Origin of the sequence: Bradyrhizobium sp. LA6.1 (genome assembly GCF_040547805.1) — a bacterium.
In the GTDB taxonomy this organism is placed as follows: domain Bacteria; phylum Pseudomonadota; class Alphaproteobacteria; order Rhizobiales; family Xanthobacteraceae; genus Bradyrhizobium; species Bradyrhizobium barranii.
Genome location: NZ_JBEPQK010000015.1, coordinates 42,885 through 58,506 on the forward strand (window position 1 = coordinate 42,885; position 15,622 = coordinate 58,506).

Consider the following 15,622-nt stretch of genomic DNA (forward strand, 5'->3'; position numbering starts at 1 on the left):
CTTTGGGCAGGCCCGCGCAAGTCGAAGAGTTCCGGAAAATGAAGGCCTAGAGATGGAGCCACTTCAACAATCCGAGCCCGATCGCACCATTTATGATGAGAAAGATCGCGACGATCAGGTTGAGAAGGCGCGGCATGATCAGGATGAGCACGCCCGCAAGCAGCGACAGAAGCGGCGAGATGTGGGCGACGGTGATGTGCATGAATTGTCTTTCCGTGACGTGAGGCGAATCGCGGCTGGATCATACCGGACCGGGTTCCGCGGGTAGAGACGCACAAGGCGCGAACAGGTTCCCGGCTTCGCGAAAACTGCCCGAAATTGCCGCTGATGCGGCAGGGCTTTTCCCGGAACATTGCGAAGGGGACATGCATTGGCAACCGGTCGCGCCAGTAGCGCCGGCTGAAATCAGTTCGAAGGAGTTGCCCATGCGGAACAGGATTCTCGCCCTCGCTGCGCTTGGCGCCGCGCTCGGCTCGCCGATCGCAGCGTCTGCGCAATCCGGTCTCACCGTTGGCCGCGCGCCTGTCGTCGTCGACAGCGGCCCGACGATTGCGGTCGAACAGAGGCCGGCATTCCGCGAATATGTCGTCGAGCAACGTGTGCCGGCCTTCCGTGTCCCGGATCGCGTGGTGGTCGGCGCCACCTTACCTGAAAGCGGCGTCACTTATTATGACGTGCCGCAACGTTTCGGCGCCACCACCTACCGCTACACCGTCGTAAACGGCGCAACCGTGCTGGTCGAGCCGCGCTCGCGGCGCGTCGTCGAGGTGATGGATTAGATTCTCGTCTGAACGCGTTTTCTTCACGCGAACCGGTATCCACTTCGCTTGAAAACGCTTCCGATCAACTCGATGTCCGGCGCGTCACTTCAATCAGGCTGGCGCGCATCGCGTAGTACGGACATCAGGCCCCGCCCGGTTCTCCCCCCGCCGGGCGGGGCTTTTTTGGGCGTCGTCTGTGCACGCTCTCGTGTCCCGGGCAAGCGTAGCGCGACCCGGGACCCAGAAGCTACGAGCACGAAGCTAACATGGGGCCCGGCTCTGCAGCGCACCGCTGAAGAAGCGCTGCGCTGCGTCCGGGGCACGAGACCAACTCAATCCTGGATCTTCGAGAAATCCGCGACCGCACGCGTGGCGCTGCGGATCTCGTTGAGCAGCTTCAGTCTGTTCTCACGCACCTTCGGATCGTCGTCGTTGACGCGAACCTTCTCGAAGAACGCATCGACCGGCGGACGCAGCTTTGCCATCGCGCTCATCGCGGCGGCAAAGTCTTCCCTGGCGACGGCGGCGCTTGCTTCCGCCTGCACCTCGCCGATCGCCTTCGCCAGCGCCTTCTCCTCAGCGAGGCCATAGAGCGCAGCATCGGGTGCACCGTCGAACGCGCGCTTGTCCTTCTTCTCCTCGATGCCGAGGATGTTGCTGGCGCGTTTGATGCCGGCGAGCAGGTTCTTGCCGTCATCGCTCTCGAGGAACTTTCCGAGCGCCTCGACGCGGCGGACGATCATCAGGAGATCGTCCTGGCCGCCGAGCGCAAACACGGCGTCGACGAGATCGTGACGCGCGCCCTGCTCGCGCAACTGGACCTTCAGGCGGTCGGCGAAGAAGGCGAGGAGATCGCTTGGAAGCTTCTCCGCATCGGCCGACTTCACCGACAGGCCCGCGAGTGCAGATGCCGCCACCTTCATGAGCGACAGACGCAGGTTGTTCTCAGCGATCAGCCTGATCACACCGAGCGCCGCACGCCGCAGCGCATACGGGTCCTTGCTGCCGGTCGGCTTCTCGTCGATCGCCCAGAAGCCGACGAGCGTGTCGACCTTGTCGGCAAGCGCGACCGCGACGCTGACCGGATCGGTCGGCACGCGATCGGTAGGCCCCTGCGGCTTGTAGTGCTCCTCGCACGCTGCCGCGACGGAAGCATCCTCGCCCTGGGCCAGTGCATAGTACTTGCCCATCAAGCCCTGCACTTCCGGGAATTCACCGACGACTTCGGTCAGCAAATCGGCCTTGGCGAGATGCGCGGCACGCGTCGCCTTGGCGACATCAGCGCCGACCAGCGGCGCGATCTCGGCGGCGAGGCGCTCGATGCGTTTGATGCGCGCAGCCTGAGTCCCGAGCTTCTCGTGGAACACGATCTGCTCGAACTTCGGCAGCCGGTCTTCAAGCTTCGTCTTGAGATCCGTCTCATAGAAAAACTTCGCATCCGACAGGCGCGGGCGGATCACGCGCTCGTTGCCTGATACGATAGTCTTGCCGCCGTCGGCCGCCTCGATATTCGCCGTGAGGACGAACTTGTTGGTCAGCTTGCCCGTCTTGGAATCCCTGACGACAAAGCACTTCTGGTTGTTGCGGATGGTGGCGCGGATCACCTCTTCCGGGATCGCGAGATATTCCGGCTCGAACGATCCCATCATGACGACAGGCCATTCGACGAGGCCCGAAACCTCGTCCAGCAGCACCTGATCCTCGACCAGTTCAAATCCTTGCGCGAACGTCAGCTCCTTGGCATCGGCGAAGATGATGTCCTTGCGCGCCTGCGGATCGAGGATGACTTTGGCGGCCTTCAGCTTCGCCTCATAATCCTCGAAACGGCGCACGTTGATCGCCGCCGGCGCCATGAAGCGATGGCCGTAGGTGGTCTGGCCGGTCTCGATGCCGTCGACCGAGAATTTGACGACATCGGGCTCTTCAGTTTCAGGCCCGAAGGTCGCGGTGATCGCGTGCAGCGGACGCACCCAGCTCAGCGATCCCGGTTTTCCGGAGCGCGCACCCCAGCGCATCGATCTCGGCCAGGGGAAGGTGCGGATGATGACGGGCAGGATTTCGGCGAGCACGTCGATCGCGTCGCGACCGGGTTTCTCGATCAGCGCGATGTAGAAGTCGCCCTTCGGGTCGCGCTGGATCTTGGCTTCGTCGAGCGAATTCAAACCCGTCGCTTTCAGAAAACCCTGCACGGCCGCATCGGGCGCGCCCATTTTCGGACCGCGGCGTTCGGTCTTCAGGTCGGGCTGGCGCGCGGGAATGCCATGCACGGTCAGCGCAAGGCGGCGCGGCGTCGCGAACGCCTTGGCGCCCTCGTAGACGAGGCCCTCGGCGACGAGCTTGTCGGTGACCATGCGGCGCAGATCGTCGGCCGCCTTGGCCTGCATGCGCGCGGGGATTTCTTCCGAGAACAGTTCAAGCAAAAGATCGGGCATCAGGCCGCTCCGCCCGCTTCAGTATGGATCCAGGCCTCGCCGCAGGCCTTGGCCAGCTCGCGCACGCGAAGAATGTAGCTCTGCCGCTCGGTCACGGAGATCACGCCGCGCGCATCGAGCAGGTTGAAGACGTGGCTCGCCTTGATGCACTGGTCATAGGCCGGCAGCGCCATCAGGTGCGCCTCGCGCTTGCCGGACTCTGAGTTTTTTTGCCAGCCGGCGTCGAGGTACTTCCGGCACGCGGCTTCCGCCATCTTGAACTGCTCGAACAGCATCGCGGTGTCAGCGACTTCGAAATTGTGCTTCGAATATTCACGCTCGGCCTGCAGGAACACGTCGCCATAGGTCACCTTGGCGTCGCCCTCGCGGCCGTTGAAGTTGAGGTCGTAGACGCGGTCGACGCCCTGCACATACATCGCGAGGCGCTCGAGCCCGTAGGTGAGCTCGCCGGCAACAGGCGCGCACTCAAAACCCGCGACCTGCTGGAAATAGGTGAACTGGCTGACTTCCATGCCGTCGCACCAGCATTCCCACCCCAGGCCCCAGGCACCCAGCGTCGGGCTCTCCCAGTCGTCCTCGACGAAGCGGATGTCATGCACGGCAGAATCGATGCCGATCGCGGCGAGCGACTTCAGATACAGCTCCTGAAGGTTCGGCGGCGACGGCTTCATGATCACCTGGAACTGGTAGTAGTGCTGCATCCGGTTCGGATTCTCGCCGTAGCGGCCATCCTTGGGCCGGCGCGAGGGCTGCACATAGGCGGCGTTCCACGGCTTTGGCCCGAGCGCGCGCAGCGTGGTTGCCGGATGGAAGGTGCCTGCGCCCATCTCCATGTCGTAGGGCTGCAGGATCACGCAGCCCTGCTCGGCCCAGAACCGCTGGAGCGCGAGGATAAAGCCTTGGAACGAGCGTTCCGGGCGCATATGGGCGGGCAATGAGGCGTCCATCGTCAGATCAGGCTCTCGCGGGGGGTTTTGAATCGCGCGGGACCGTATCGACGGCGGGGATGGGAATCAAGGCAAAGGGGGCGGATTCGGGCCGATCACCTTGGTCCGGAGACGGTGCGGTAGGGTGGGCAAACGGAAGCGTGCCCACCATCGTCACCACAATTGCAAAGGGGATGGTGGGCACGGCGCGAGAGCGCCTTTGCCCACCCTACGGCAGCGCGGCCTAGCCGGGCCGATACGCTCCGGTCACGGGGTCACGTTTCAGCTTCTGAATATCCCCGGCATGGGCGGCTTCAGCGACGCGCGACAGGCGCATCTCCTCCAGCTCATGGTTGATCCGGACAGCGGTCTTGTAGGCCCAGCGGACCACGGCAAGCCCGCCCAGGACGCCCGCGAAAGCGACAAACGGCGGCATCGGTCGATCCTTGTCTAGTGCTCAGCCCCCACGCACATTCTTGCGCAGACCGGGCCGCGCCGCAATTGGCTCGGCCCGGACCAAATGGCGCGGGAGGGTGTCGCCTAGAACCCGAATTTCGCCCAAATCGCCCGCGTCTCGACCGCCGAGATCAGCTCGTCCGGCAGGCCGGCCATTGATTCCATGGCCGAAAGCTGGCCCGCACCGGGCGATTTCCGCCCCAAAAGGCCCGAGAGCAGACCGGTCGGCTGCGCAATCACAGGGGTGAGAACCTTCTCGCCATAGCGGGCACGAAGAGTTGAGCGGAGATCGCCGATGCCGTCGGCAAGCCCCAGCGCGATCGAACTCTCGCCGGCCCAGTATTCCCCGGTGAACAGGGTGTCGTCGGCGCCCTTAAGCCGCGCGCCGCGGCTCTCCTTCACCAGCGCGATGAAGATCTGGTGGATCTCGCGCTGGAGCGCCTTCAGCCTCGCGACGTCGTCGGGGTTTTCCGGGAGGAACGGGTCGAGCATCGCCTTGTGCGCGCCGGCCGTGTAGAGCCGCCGCTCGATGCCGAGCCGCCTGATTGCCTCCTGGAAACCAAAACTGCCGCCGACCACGCCGATCGAGCCGAGGATGGAGGACGGATCGCAGATGATCTCGTCGCCGGCGCAGGCGATCATGTAGCCGCCGGACGCCGCGACGTCCTCGACGAACACCAGCACGGGCAGCTTCTTCTCCGCCGCGAGCTGCTTGATGCGCAGATAGATCTGGCGCGACTGCACCGGCGAGCCGCCGGGCGAATTGATCACCAGCGCCACCGCCTTGGCGTTCCGGTACGAAAACGCCCGCTCCAGCACCCGCGCGACGCCCGCAAGCGTCATGCCCGGGCGCAGCGGCGTCACCGCACCGATCACACCCGACAGCCGCACCACCGGCACCACCGCCGTACCGGGACGGAAACGCGCCGGCAGATATTGCATGAGCTTGTCGGCCAGGCCGGAACCCTCACGATCGTTCAATTGTTCGGCCATGCCGTTACCTCTGCTTAACCATTTCTTATCACGCGACTGTCATTGGAAGTGCCCGGAACGTGTTTTGCAGATTCCCCGTTGGGAAGCTGCAATGAGGCAGCGGAGAACACCATGAAAATCTATCTGCTGTTGCTGCTGGTCGGTGCGCTGTTCATGGCGATCCGTCTGACGACCCCGCAAGAACAGCAGTCGGAATCGCTTCCGCAGTAAGCCGTCGCGGCTCCGTCAGCGGCAAGAGCGCCCTCCCTTCCAGAATTTCCGTCACCTGATTTTTAGGCACGCCTGACTCGTCGTTGAGCATTAGGCCCGGCAGCAGCCGCGTCGGGGCCCGGCCACCTTTGACTGCGCGCACCAGCACGCGGATCGCGGGCCGTCCCGCCTCGCCGTGAACCGGCAGGATCGACAGGCTGCCGAAGCCGCGTGACAGCGCAGTCAAAACCTCCGTGATCCCATCTGCGCGCCAGATCAGGGTCAGCGCGCCGTCCGATCGGAGGATGCGCCGCACCGCATGCACCCATGCATTCAGCGTCTCCTCCCTCGCAACATGCGCGGTGCGGCGCGCCAGATCGGGCGAACCGCGATGGCGCGCGGGATCGTTGAAGGGCGGGTTCATCAGCACCACGTCGACGCTGTCGGGCACGAGGCCATTTGCCGCAAACGCCTGGGCGTCGGCCGTAACGTCGAGCACGATCGTCTCCGCGGCGATCGCATTCGCCGCCGCATTGGCGCGCGCGAGTTCCGCCAGTTCCGGATCGATCTCGAGCAGGCTGAGGCTGATTCCCGCGACGCGCCGGCCAAGCGCCAGCCCGGCGGTGCCGATGCCGGCGCCCAGATCGACGACACGGTCGCCCGCCTGCGCTTCCGTCGCCGCCGCGAGCAGGATGGCGTCATGCCCGGCGCGGTGGCCGGACCGCTTCTGCCTCAAGCGCAATTGCCCGCCGAGAAAGGCGTCCTCGGTGAAGTCTGTGACGACGTCAATCATCGCCGCGCAGTTCATGGCTGAGGCCGGCCTCGGTGAGGAGCTCCCTAGCCTCCTGGGCGTCATCCTCATGGACCAGGATCCGCCGCGGCAGGATACCCAGCGAGCCCTCGATAATGCTCATGTTCTGGTCCAGCACCAGATGATGGATGTTGGCGCCGTCGAGCAGCGCGCCGATCGCCGACACCAGCACCATGTCGTTGGTCCGAACCAGTTCACGCAAAACGCAGGTCTCCTGCCTGAAAGGGGCTAAAGCGGCAAATGTCAATGGTTCCGCGGCACTTGCCGCATCCGCTGCCAGTTTCTATTGTATTTGCATCAGAATAGCCCCTCCGGGGCAAATATTGGAGACCGGCGTGGCCGTCATCGTACCTTTCGAAACTCCCGGCGCGTCGATCGAAGAGCTGGTTGCCCTTGTCGCCGGTGACATGGAGCGCGTCAACGCCACGATCCTGTCGCGGACCGGCTCCGAGGTCACCATGATCCCGGAGGTCGCCAACCACCTCATCTCCTCCGGCGGCAAGCGCCTGCGCCCGATGCTGACGCTCGCCATGGCCAACCTCGCCGGCTACACCGGCGACGGCCACATCAAGCTCGCTGCCTCCGTCGAATTCATGCATACCGCGACGCTCCTTCACGACGACGTGGTCGACGAGAGCGAGATGCGCCGCGGCAAGCTGTCGGCGCGCATGCTCTGGGGCAATGAGGCCAGCGTGCTGGTCGGCGACTTCCTGCTCGGCCAGGCGTTCCGCATGATGGTCGAGGTCGGCTCGCTCCGCGCGCTCGACATCCTCTCCGCGGCCGCCGCCACCATCGCCGAAGGCGAGGTAATGCAACTTGCCGCCGCCAAGAACACCGCGACCACCGAGGACGAATATCTCGCCGTGATCCGCGGCAAGACCGCCGAGCTGTTCGCCGCCGCCTGCGAGGTCGGCCCGGTCATCGCCAACCGCCCGAAGGCGGAGCAGACCGCCTGCCGCTCGGTCGGCATGAATCTCGGCATCGCCTTCCAGCTCGTCGACGACGTGCTCGACTATGGCGGCAAGAGCGCCAAGCTCGGCAAGAACACCGGCGACGATTTCCGCGAGGGCAAGATCACGCTGCCGGTCGTGCTCGCCTTCCGCCGCGGCAACGACACCGAGCGCGCCTTCTGGATCCGGGCGCTGGAGCGCGGCGAGATCGGCGACACCGACCTCGACCACGCCCTCGGCCTGATGAACAAGCATCGCGCGCTGGAAGATACGCTCAGCCGCGCCCAGCACTACGGCGCCATGGCCGTCGACGCGCTGGCGCTGTTCCCGTCCTCGCCGATGAAGAGCGCGCTGGAGCAGGTGGTCGCGTTCTGTCTGGCCCGGTCGCACTGAGCGAAACGGCTTAGCGCTCCGCTTCCGCACCACTATTGGCCCCGTCATCCTGAGGCGCTCGCGTAGCGAGCCTCGAAGGATGAACGGCCCGGATGCAGCCGGGCCGCCGCCCTTCGAGGCCTCCGCCACGCTCCGGCGCCTCAGGGTGACGGTGACGGATATGCGCACGCTGCATCAACATCGTCATTGCGAGCGCAGCGAAGCAATCCAGTCCGTCACCACGGCAAGACTCTGAATTGCTTCGCTGCGCTCGCAATGACGGAGAGCCACGCAGCGGCGCATTCCCTCTCTTGTCCCGGACGCGCTGCAGCGTGAAAACGCTGCTGCGGAGAGCCGGGACCCACGCGACACGCAGCGATCAGCAAATTGGGCCCCGGCTCTGCAGCGCACCGCCAAGAGGCGCTGCGTCCGGGGCACGAGAGCATTTGCGCAGGTCCCTGCCGCACATCCCGCCGCTAACTCGACCACGGCGTTCTCACCAAACACTCCTCCACACCTGCTGCTCGACCAGTAACTTGCATTTTGCAAGCCACTCACCTACGTTCCCGCCATGCAGCCAAAATCCCCCTCCATCCTGGAATGCCCGGTCGGGCGCGCCGTCGAGACGGTCGGCGAATGGTGGAGCATCCTGATCTTACGGGATGCGTTCCAGGGCGCGACGAAGTTCGACGAATTCTCGCAAAGCCTCGGCATCGCGCCGAACATCCTCTCGCGGCGCCTTACCCATCTCACCGAGAGCGGCATGTTCGTCCGCCGCCGCTATCATGAACGGCCGCCGCGGTACGAATATGTGCTGACGGAGAAGGCGCGGGATTTCTTCCCTGTGGTCGTGGCACTGCTGGCCTGGGGCAACAGGCATCTCGCGCCCAAGGGCGAATCCATCGTGCTGGCGAATCGGAGCGACGCTCGCCCGTTCGATCCGATCGTGGTCGATGCCGCCGACATGCGTCCGATCACCCTCGCCAATGCGGTCGTCGTCCCGGGTCCCCGCGCCAGCCGCGGGATGCGCAAGCGGCTCGGCTCGCTCAAAGCCATGAACCCGGCCGTTGCGCCAGCTGGAGACTGACATGCGTCGTATCGTCGTGACGGGAATGGGAGCGGTGTCGCCGCTCGGCTGCGGTGTTGAACTGTCCTGGCGCCGGCTGCTGGCCGGCCAGAGCGGGCTGCGCCCTCTGCCGGAATGGTCGCAGGCACTGCCCGCCCGCATTGCCGGTCTCGTCCCCGACAAGGCCGTCGATGCCGAAGGCGGCTTCGACCCCGCGCAAGCCGCCGCGCCAAAAGACCAGCGCAAGATGGACCGCTTCATCCTGTTCGCCCTGCTCGCGACCGCAGAGGCGGTCGCGCAGGCCAAATGGACACCGCAGGACGCAGCGGCATTGGAGAGAACCGCGACGATCATCGCGTCCGGCGTCGGCGGCTTCCCGGCAATGGCGGAGGCGGTGCGCATCACCGAGCAGCGCGGCGCGCGCCGGCTCTCGCCCTTCACCATTCCCTCATTTCTCGCCAATCTCGCCGCCGGCCACGTCTCGATCAAATACGGCTACAAGGGCGCGCTGGGCACACCGGTCACGGCCTGTGCCGCCGGCGTCCAGGCGATCGGCGATGCCGCACGCATGATCCGCGCAGGCGAAGCCGATGTCGCGATCTGCGGCGGCGCGGAGGCCTGCATCGATATCGTCAGCATTGGCGGCTTTGCCGCGGCCCGCGCGCTGTCGAGCGGATTCAACGACGCGCCCGCGCGCGCCTCGCGCCCGTTCGATCGCGACCGCGACGGCTTTGTCATGGGCGAAGGCGCGGGCATCCTGGTGATCGAGGAGCTGGAGCACGCGCTGGCGCGCGGCGCCTCCCCGATTGCGGAAATCGTGGGCTACGGCACGACGGCGGACGCCTATCACATGACGTCGGGCCCGCCCGATGGCGACGGCGCCCGCCGTGCGATGGAGATCGCGCTCCGCCAGGCGAAGCTCGCGCCCGCGGATTTGCAGCATCTGAACGCGCATGCGACGTCGACGCCGGCCGGCGACGAAAGCGAGCTCGGCGCGATCGCCGCGCTGTTCGGCCGCAACCGCGGCATCGCGGTGAGCGCGACGAAATCGGCCACCGGCCATCTGCTTGGCGCCGCCGGCGGCCTCGAGGCGATCTTCACCGTCCTCGCCTTGCGCGACCAGGTCGCGCCGCCGACGCGCAATTTCGAAAACGCAGATCCCGGCGCTGACGGCATCGACATCGTCGCAGGCAGCGCGCGGCCGATGCCGATGCTCAACGCCATCTCCAACGGATTTGGCTTCGGCGGGGTGAATGCCAGCGTGATCTTCCGCCGGATGGGCTGAACGAGAGGCCTTGCAATCGCAGCACGCTTCGTTACCAAAACGGGATGATCGAAACGAATTTCTGGCTGTTCCTGGCCGCAGCGTGTCTCATTGCCGCCGTTCCCGGCCCCGGCATTTTCTATGTCGCGGCACGGACCTTGTCCGAAGGGCGCGCCAGCGGCTTTGCGTCAACCGCGGGCACGGCGCTGGGCGGGCTGGTTCATGTCGTCGCGGGCAGCCTCGGCATCTCCGCGATCATCCTTGCCAGTGCGGAGCTGTTTGCCGTCGTAAAATTCGTCGGCGCGCTCTATCTGGTCTGGCTCGGCATCAAGACCTTCCGCAGCGCCGGCCGCGCGCTCTCGCTGGAGAGCGAGCCCGTCGGCGACAGGCGCGCATTCCGCGACGGCGTGCTGGTCGAGGCGCTGAACCCGAAGACTGCTGCATTCTTCCTCGCCTTCATTCCGCAGTTCCTCGATCCCGCGGGATCGAGCCCCACGCTGCAATTCATCGTGCTCGGTGCGATCTCGGTGATCCTGAACACGCTCGCCGATGTCGTCGTGGTGCTGATGGCAACTGCAACGCGCACGCAGCTGATTGGCAGGCCGCATCTGATGCGGCGTCTCACCCAGGGCTCGGGCGTCTTCATCGCCGGCCTTGGCCTCTCGCTCGCGCTGGCACGGCGGCCGGTGCAGGGCTAGCTCGCGTCATTCCCGACGGGCATCCACCGAAAAGAGAAAGGGGCCGAAGCCCCTTTCTCAGATTTCACCAGTGGTGCCAATGATGCCAGCGGTGCCAGCGAGCCCAATGATGCCAGCGCCAGCCGTCACCCCAATGATGGTGCCAGCCGTAACCACCCCAGTAATGCGGATGGTAGTAGCCTCCATGGTAGTGGCGTTGCCAGCAATGGCCCCATTCATTGCAGACATAGCCGGTCGGCACCTCGATCGGTGCTGCTGACGCAGCCCCGATCGACAGCGTGACCCCGCCAAGTGCGGCAAGGCCGACAAACGCAGATACAAGTTTCATGATGTTCACCTCCTAACATCCGTTGGAGGCGACGAGTGCGTCCTGCGTTCGGCGCCTTACGCAGGTTTAATACCGATGAACGATTTCGATGAGGCGATCCGCTCGCGATGACGGCGTGCGCGCAACATTGTCGCCATCGACCCGAAACACTTTCCGACCGGTAATGACCAAGATGTAACGCGTGGAATTCGAACGACCCATCGCTCGCGGCTCACCCATGGTTGTTGCGATGGAGAGTTCGATGAGGATGATGTCCTGGTCGCGTTATCGCCTCCTGACAAGGTCGTTGTCGCGCACCGCGCGTCGCTGTCACGACGCGAAGATGCGCAAGACCCGGCAGCGCCGACGCGCCATGCGCCGCCTAGTCGTCACGAGCTCGCCGCCGAAGCGCCCGTGACCTGCGGCTTGCTTGTGGAATGGCCGGCAGCAGGCTACTCCAGTCGTGCTGTTATCTCGTCCGGCATTTCGAAGGATCGGCGCCCGATGCTTGCCCCGCAAAGTCGCACTTACGAGTCCCACGGCCTGCGGCTGCACTATGCCGATTGGGGCAATGACGGCGCGCCCGTCGCCATCCTGGTCCATGGCGGCCGCGATCATTGCCGGAGCTGGGACGCCATTGCCCGCTCGCTTCAGCCGCATTTTCACGTGCTCGCGCCCGATCTGCGCGGTCATGGCGATTCCGACTGGACCAAGGGCGGCAGCTACGCGCTGACCGAGTATGTCTACGACCTCGCGCAGCTCATTCGCAGCATCGCAGCGCCTCAAGTGACTCTCATCGGTCATTCCATGGGCGGCATGGTGAGCCTGATCTTTTCAGGGTCGTTCCCCGAGCTGGTCACAAAGCTCGTCGTCCTCGACGGCGTCACCATGTTGCCGGACACCCCCAAAGCGCCGACGCATGAGCGCATCAGCAAATGGGTCAGCCAGCTCGACAGGCTGCACGACCGCACGCCGCGCCGCTATTCGACCCTCGAAGACGCGGCCGCGCAGATGGTGCTTCACAACAAGCGCCTCGCCCGCGACCTCGCGCTGCATCTTGCAACGCACGGCTCGCGGCGGAATGAGGACGGCACCTATAGCTGGAAGTTCGATCCCTACCAGCGCGCCTCTGCGCCGCACCGGCTCTGGCCGGACGATCACGTCGCGCTGTGGTCGCGCATCACCAGTCCGACGCTGCTGCTGAATGCCGGAGAAAGCTTTCTCGCGGGCGCCAGGGCCGCAGGCCTGGAGCGCTATTTCCCGCAGGCGCGTGTCGAGACCATCGCCGGCGCGGGGCACTGGCTGCAGCATGACAAGCCGCAAGAGGTGTTGGGTGAGATCCGGCGGTTTCTCGGGCTGGCCGAAGACGGCGGCTAGCTCCACTGCCGTAGGGTGGGCAAAGGCGCAAAGCGCCGTGCCCACCACGCAGCCAGATTGCGAGAATAAGTTTGGTGGGCACGCTTCGCTTTGCCCACCCTACGGCACCGTCGTCGGGGAAAAACCTAGCTCAACGTCCCCGCATGCACCCACCAGCCGGGGTGGTCGCGCCGGATCTTTTCCGCGGCGGCATGCGCCTCGTTCGCTGCGGCGTAGATCGCAAAGCACGTCGCGCCGGAGCCGGACATGCGGGCAAGCTTGACGCCGGCGGAGTCACGCAAGGCTTCCAGCACCTCGCCGATCACGGGCTCGATCCGCAACGCAGGGGCTTCGAGATCGTTGGCCACGGTTTCGAGAACGTCGACCCAATCGGCAATGGAGGCGCCCTCGTCCGGCCAGGCCGGGGCGTCGAGGACGGAGGTGGCGCCCACCAGCAATTCGCCGTTGCGCAGGCCCAGCGCCTGGAACACGTCCTTGGTGGCGACCGGCACGCGCGGGTTGACCATCACGCAGGGCATGCTCGGCAGCGCGAGCGGCAGCAGCTGCTCGCCGACGCCGGTCATGTCGCAGGCGCGCGAGACCAGGCACACCGGCACGTCGGCGCCGGTCGCGAGCGCGACTTTCTGCAAGCGCGGATCATCGAGCGACAGATTGTTGAGACGGGCGAGCAGCCGCAGCGCCGCCGCGGCATCGGCCGAGCCGCCGCCGATGCCGGCCGCGACGGGAAGCACCTTGTCGAGCGCGAAGGCGCCCAGCTTCAGGTTCGGCACGGCCTCGGCCAGAAGCCTGGCCGCCTTGACCACGAGATTGTCCGCGGTGTCGCCGCAGGCCGCGGCCAGCGGCCCGGTGGTGACGAGCTTCAGTTCGCCGCCCGGCTCCAGCGTCAGCTGGTCCGCGCAGTCGGCAAACGCGACCACGCTTTCGAGATCATGATAGCCGTCGGCACGGCGGCCGACGACGCGAAGGCTCAGATTGACCTTCGCGCGCCCTTCTTCGATCAACGCCGACATTGGCGATCAGCCCCCAAACGCACTTCTCTCTCTCGCATGATCTCCGCGCAAACGCTCCGCGTTTGTCGCGCGGCAAAACCGCTACACACTTTTCCGGATCATGCGGATTAGCCGCCCTTGCCGTCGTCCTTCTTCTTGTCCGCCTGCGCGGCCGAAGAGTTCGAATCGTCGGTCATACCGTTGGCGATCTTGGCCTCGATCTTCGGAAGCTCCTCCGGCTCGGGCTTGAGATCGCGGGCATGGGCCCACTGGAATTTTGCTTCCAGCGTACGGCCGACGCGCCAATAGGCATCGCCGAGGTGATCGTTGATGGTGGGATCCTCGGGCTTGAGGTCGATCGCGCGCTCGAGGTTCTTCACCGCCTCTTCGTAATTGCCGATGCGGTAATAGGCCCAGCCGAGGGAGTCGACGATGTAGCCGTCGTCGGGACGCTGCTCGACGGCGCGCTTGATCATCTTCATGCCTTCGTCGAGATTCACGCCCTGGTCGATCCAGGAATAGCCGAGATAGTTGAGGACATGTGGCTGGTCGGGCTGGAGCTCGAGCGCCTTCTTCATGTCGGCTTCGGCCTTGCTCCACTCCTTGGAGCGCTCCTCGCAAATGCCGCGATAATAATACCAGACGCTGTTGGCCTTGTCGTTGCCGGCCGGCAGCACGTCGATGCCCCGCGAATAGGTCGCACCGCAATCGCCGAACTTCTTGCGGCCGCGCTCGATATTGCCGAGCGCCATGATGGCTTCGAGATCCTTGGAATCGTCCGATGTGACGCCCTTGAGGATCTTGATCGCCTCGTCGGTGCGGTCGGCGGAATCCAGATCGATGGCCAGCTGGATCTGCGCATTGCGTTTCAACGGCGAGGTCGCGGGCACCCGCTCATAAACCTTGATCGCCATCTGCGGCCGCTTCACCGATTCATAGAGATCGGCGAGCGAGAGCAGCGCCAGCGGATGGGTCGGCTGGAGATAGAGCGAGAGCTGGAGATAAACCAGCGCCAGATCCTCGCCGCCGCGGCGGGTCAGCGTGGCGCCGATGCCGTAGAGCGCTTCGGCGGCACCAGCTTGCGCGGAGTCGGCCAGCGGCGGCATCTTCTTGCCGGCCTTGGTGTCGCGCAGGCCTTCCACGATCAGCGGATGGCGGGCGAGCTTCTTGTCGAAAGCCAGGTAGACGGTGGTCGCGGCCGCGGAATCCTTGTTGCGCGACAGCCAGCGCGCATAGGCCTCGGTGACGCGCAGCATGGAATCGTCAAGCTTGTAGGCGCGCTCGAAACGGATGCCGGCGTCCTTCTCCTTGCCGGAGAGCTCGAGGATCATGCCGGCATGGAGGTCCTTGAACAGCGGATACCATTCCGGACCGGCGAGCTTGTCGATGGTGGCGACGCCGCCCTTGGCATCGCCCGCGCCATAGGCGGCCCAGCCCGACAGCAGCGTGGCGACGAGATCGGTGATCGGACCGCGGATCGACTGGTTGATGTTGGTTTGCGCGGTCGCATATTTCTTCATCTTGAGATCGTGCACCCCGACGACGAGACGCGCGACGCGGTTGGTCTTGTCGATGGTCAGGACGCGCTCGGCGAGCTTGACCGCCTCGTCGATGTCACCGTCGGCAACCGACGAGATGAAGGCGCGATCGAGCAGCTCGTTGTTCTTGGGATCGGTGCGGAGCGCCGAGCGGTAGAAGGCGGCGGCCGAGGCCGCATCGCGCTCGACGCTGGCGTGGCGGGCGGCGAGATAGCTGCCGGAGGTCGTCAGCGACTTCAGATCGTTCCGGGTCGGGAATTGCGCCGCAGTGTCGGACGGATGGTCCGGCGTCTGCGCCAGGACCGCGCCGGGGACCGTCGCAATCGCGGTGCCCATGAGGGCGATGGCGGCAACAGTCCAGCGGTTGAAACGATTTGAGAACATCAGGGGCTCGCCTTGAGTTGTAGTGCCTGGGTTTGCAGCAGTAGGCCGTATCGCATGCGAACGCGGCCGGTGGCATGGGGACCCGGAACCGTCGGGCCGACAATGCCGC

The 15,622-nt window shown here is 65.3% G+C and carries 16 protein-coding genes; 6 read left to right on the forward strand and 10 right to left on the reverse strand.

Features of this window, described 5'->3' with window-relative positions; genetic code table 11:
• Nucleotides 1-46 precede the first annotated feature (46 nt).
• On the reverse strand, nucleotides 47-202 hold the full coding sequence (locus ABIB99_RS30415; protein ID WP_014497329.1) for a DUF3096 domain-containing protein: 156 nt from the start codon (nucleotides 200-202) through the stop codon (nucleotides 47-49).
• 223 nt (nucleotides 203-425) lie between these two features.
• Here ABIB99_RS30415 and ABIB99_RS30420 point away from each other — a divergent pair, with 223 nt between their 5' ends.
• Nucleotides 426-779 carry a DUF1236 domain-containing protein gene (locus ABIB99_RS30420; protein ID WP_038944551.1) on the forward strand — a complete coding sequence of 118 codons (354 nt, stop codon included), beginning with the start codon at nucleotides 426-428 and terminating at the stop codon, nucleotides 777-779.
• A gap of 314 nt (nucleotides 780-1,093) precedes the next feature.
• On the opposite strand, the gene glyS is transcribed toward ABIB99_RS30420, so the two are convergent.
• The 6 genes from glyS to ABIB99_RS30450 form a co-directional block, all read right to left on the reverse strand.
• The gene (glyS, locus tag ABIB99_RS30425) at nucleotides 1,094-3,193 is read right to left on the reverse strand and encodes a glycine--tRNA ligase subunit beta (RefSeq protein WP_354179083.1); all 2,100 of its coding nucleotides are present in this window, start codon (nucleotides 3,191-3,193) and stop codon (nucleotides 1,094-1,096) included.
• Nucleotides 3,193-4,140: a glycine--tRNA ligase subunit alpha gene (locus tag ABIB99_RS30430; RefSeq protein ID WP_028153882.1), complete on the reverse strand. Its 948-nt coding sequence runs from the start codon at nucleotides 4,138-4,140 to the stop codon at nucleotides 3,193-3,195. The genes glyS and ABIB99_RS30430 overlap by 1 nt, the downstream gene beginning before the upstream one ends.
• A gap of 223 nt (nucleotides 4,141-4,363) precedes the next feature.
• Nucleotides 4,364-4,555, reverse strand: coding sequence for a hypothetical protein (locus ABIB99_RS30435; RefSeq protein WP_071916131.1), 192 nt, complete (start codon nucleotides 4,553-4,555; stop codon nucleotides 4,364-4,366).
• Between the two features lie 104 nt (nucleotides 4,556-4,659).
• Nucleotides 4,660-5,568 carry a S49 family peptidase gene (locus tag ABIB99_RS30440; protein WP_063985105.1) on the reverse strand — a complete coding sequence of 303 codons (909 nt, stop codon included), beginning with the start codon at nucleotides 5,566-5,568 and terminating at the stop codon, nucleotides 4,660-4,662.
• Nucleotides 5,569-5,719: 151 nt separating this feature from the next.
• Nucleotides 5,720-6,550, reverse strand: coding sequence for a tRNA1(Val) (adenine(37)-N6)-methyltransferase (locus ABIB99_RS30445; protein WP_354179086.1), 831 nt, complete (start codon nucleotides 6,548-6,550; stop codon nucleotides 5,720-5,722).
• Nucleotides 6,543-6,770: a putative signal transducing protein gene (locus ABIB99_RS30450; protein ID WP_014497336.1), complete on the reverse strand. Its 228-nt coding sequence runs from the start codon at nucleotides 6,768-6,770 to the stop codon at nucleotides 6,543-6,545. The genes ABIB99_RS30445 and ABIB99_RS30450 overlap by 8 nt, the downstream gene beginning before the upstream one ends.
• 133 nt (nucleotides 6,771-6,903) lie before the next feature.
• Between ABIB99_RS30450 and ABIB99_RS30455 the strand changes: the two genes are divergently transcribed.
• From ABIB99_RS30455 to ABIB99_RS30470, 4 genes are all read left to right on the forward strand, one after another.
• Complete coding sequence (locus ABIB99_RS30455) at nucleotides 6,904-7,911, forward strand: polyprenyl synthetase family protein (protein WP_354179088.1); 1,008 nt, start codon at nucleotides 6,904-6,906, stop codon at nucleotides 7,909-7,911.
• Nucleotides 7,912-8,461: 550 nt separating this feature from the next.
• The gene (locus ABIB99_RS30460; protein WP_354179090.1) at nucleotides 8,462-8,977 is read left to right on the forward strand and encodes a winged helix-turn-helix transcriptional regulator; all 516 of its coding nucleotides are present in this window, start codon (nucleotides 8,462-8,464) and stop codon (nucleotides 8,975-8,977) included.
• Between the two features lies 1 nt (nucleotide 8,978).
• A complete protein-coding gene (fabF, locus tag ABIB99_RS30465; protein WP_354179093.1) occupies nucleotides 8,979-10,241 on the forward strand; it encodes a beta-ketoacyl-ACP synthase II in 1,263 nt (420 codons plus the stop codon).
• Nucleotides 10,242-10,285: 44 nt separating this feature from the next.
• On the forward strand, nucleotides 10,286-10,918 hold the full coding sequence (locus tag ABIB99_RS30470) for a LysE family translocator (RefSeq protein ID WP_354179095.1): 633 nt from the start codon (nucleotides 10,286-10,288) through the stop codon (nucleotides 10,916-10,918).
• Nucleotides 10,919-10,982: 64 nt separating this feature from the next.
• Here ABIB99_RS30470 and ABIB99_RS30475 read toward each other — a convergent pair whose 3' ends face one another.
• Nucleotides 10,983-11,246 (reverse strand): hypothetical protein, encoded by a 264-nt coding sequence (locus ABIB99_RS30475; protein ID WP_354179097.1) that lies wholly within the window; start codon nucleotides 11,244-11,246, stop codon nucleotides 10,983-10,985.
• 483 nt (nucleotides 11,247-11,729) lie between these two features.
• On the opposite strand from ABIB99_RS30475, the gene ABIB99_RS30480 reads away from it, so the two are divergent.
• A complete protein-coding gene (locus ABIB99_RS30480; RefSeq protein ID WP_354179099.1) occupies nucleotides 11,730-12,602 on the forward strand; it encodes an alpha/beta fold hydrolase in 873 nt (290 codons plus the stop codon).
• Nucleotides 12,603-12,727: 125 nt separating this feature from the next.
• On the opposite strand, the gene ABIB99_RS30485 is transcribed toward ABIB99_RS30480, so the two are convergent.
• Both ABIB99_RS30485 and ABIB99_RS30490 read right to left on the reverse strand, forming a co-directional pair.
• The gene (locus ABIB99_RS30485; protein ID WP_354179101.1) at nucleotides 12,728-13,612 is read right to left on the reverse strand and encodes a 4-(cytidine 5'-diphospho)-2-C-methyl-D-erythritol kinase; all 885 of its coding nucleotides are present in this window, start codon (nucleotides 13,610-13,612) and stop codon (nucleotides 12,728-12,730) included.
• Nucleotides 13,613-13,719: 107 nt separating this feature from the next.
• Nucleotides 13,720-15,513, reverse strand: a complete 1,794-nt coding sequence (locus ABIB99_RS30490; RefSeq protein WP_354179103.1) for a tetratricopeptide repeat protein — start codon at nucleotides 15,511-15,513, stop codon at nucleotides 13,720-13,722.
• Between the last annotated feature and the right edge of the window lie 109 nt (nucleotides 15,514-15,622).

Bases quoted from the DNA above. Each gene is read 5' to 3' on its own strand.
- ABIB99_RS30470 (WP_354179095.1), top strand. From the start codon at position 10,286: ATGATCGAAACGAATTTCTGGCTGTTCCTGGCCGCAGCGTGTCTCATT.
- ABIB99_RS30420 (WP_038944551.1), top strand. From the start codon at position 426: ATGCGGAACAGGATTCTCGCCCTCGCTGCGCTTGGCGCCGCGCTCGGC.
- glyS (WP_354179083.1), bottom strand. From the start codon at position 3,193: ATGCCCGATCTTTTGCTTGAACTGTTCTCGGAAGAAATCCCCGCGCGC.
- ABIB99_RS30480 (WP_354179099.1), top strand. From the start codon at position 11,730: ATGCTTGCCCCGCAAAGTCGCACTTACGAGTCCCACGGCCTGCGGCTG.
- ABIB99_RS30485 (WP_354179101.1), bottom strand. From the start codon at position 13,612: ATGTCGGCGTTGATCGAAGAAGGGCGCGCGAAGGTCAATCTGAGCCTT.
- ABIB99_RS30440 (WP_063985105.1), bottom strand. From the start codon at position 5,568: ATGGCCGAACAATTGAACGATCGTGAGGGTTCCGGCCTGGCCGACAAG.
- ABIB99_RS30435 (WP_071916131.1), bottom strand. From the start codon at position 4,555: ATGCCGCCGTTTGTCGCTTTCGCGGGCGTCCTGGGCGGGCTTGCCGTG.
- ABIB99_RS30475 (WP_354179097.1), bottom strand. From the start codon at position 11,246: ATGAAACTTGTATCTGCGTTTGTCGGCCTTGCCGCACTTGGCGGGGTC.
- ABIB99_RS30445 (WP_354179086.1), bottom strand. From the start codon at position 6,550: ATGATTGACGTCGTCACAGACTTCACCGAGGACGCCTTTCTCGGCGGG.
- ABIB99_RS30460 (WP_354179090.1), top strand. From the start codon at position 8,462: ATGCAGCCAAAATCCCCCTCCATCCTGGAATGCCCGGTCGGGCGCGCC.
- ABIB99_RS30430 (WP_028153882.1), bottom strand. From the start codon at position 4,140: ATGGACGCCTCATTGCCCGCCCATATGCGCCCGGAACGCTCGTTCCAA.
- ABIB99_RS30415 (WP_014497329.1), bottom strand. From the start codon at position 202: ATGCACATCACCGTCGCCCACATCTCGCCGCTTCTGTCGCTGCTTGCG.
- ABIB99_RS30490 (WP_354179103.1), bottom strand. From the start codon at position 15,513: ATGTTCTCAAATCGTTTCAACCGCTGGACTGTTGCCGCCATCGCCCTC.
- fabF (WP_354179093.1), top strand. From the start codon at position 8,979: ATGCGTCGTATCGTCGTGACGGGAATGGGAGCGGTGTCGCCGCTCGGC.